1 pseudogene is annotated in these 451 nt (G+C 41.0%); it reads left to right on the top strand.

What is annotated here, in order from left to right:
• Positions 1-240 precede the first annotated feature (240 nt).
• Positions 241-451 (top strand): annotated as a pseudogene (locus TEPIDINF_RS14790) (RNA-guided endonuclease TnpB family protein); the annotation flags it as partial.

Raw genomic sequence — 451 nt, 5'->3', positions numbered from 1 at the left:
AGAAGTCTCCCACTTCTAAACGTGAAGGTGTGCCAGCACCAGTGAAAGTAGGAGATGAATTTCGGTTAGGCGTAGCCTAAAGTTGTCTTTTTTTGCTATGATATAATCAGTCTTATATAAATGAAAGGCTGATATATCAATGAAATTAGACAGTAATAACCATTCTGTGTTCCTTAGTAGAATGGAATCACGATGTTGAGAAGCTTTTGCTTACTCACAACGGGTGGTGCGCCCATTGAAGTGATAAAGAAATATATAGAAAAATTTCCGACTCCTGCCAAGTACAAAAAGGAGTTTGCATGGCTCAAAGAAGTCGATAGCCTAGCGTTGGCAAACGCTCAACTGAATTTGCAGAAGGCATACCAAAACTTCTTCTCTGGTCGTGTTGAATTTCCTAAGTTCAAAAGCCGCAAGGCGAGACAGTCCTACACAACCAACGTGGTCAACGGAA

This window comes from Tepidibacillus infernus (genome assembly GCF_048898065.1).
Classification (GTDB): Bacteria; Bacillota; Bacilli; order Tepidibacillales; family Tepidibacillaceae; genus Tepidibacillus_B; species Tepidibacillus_B infernus.
Note: the sequence above shows the minus strand (reverse complement) of the source record. Positions and strands in the feature narration are given on the sequence as shown.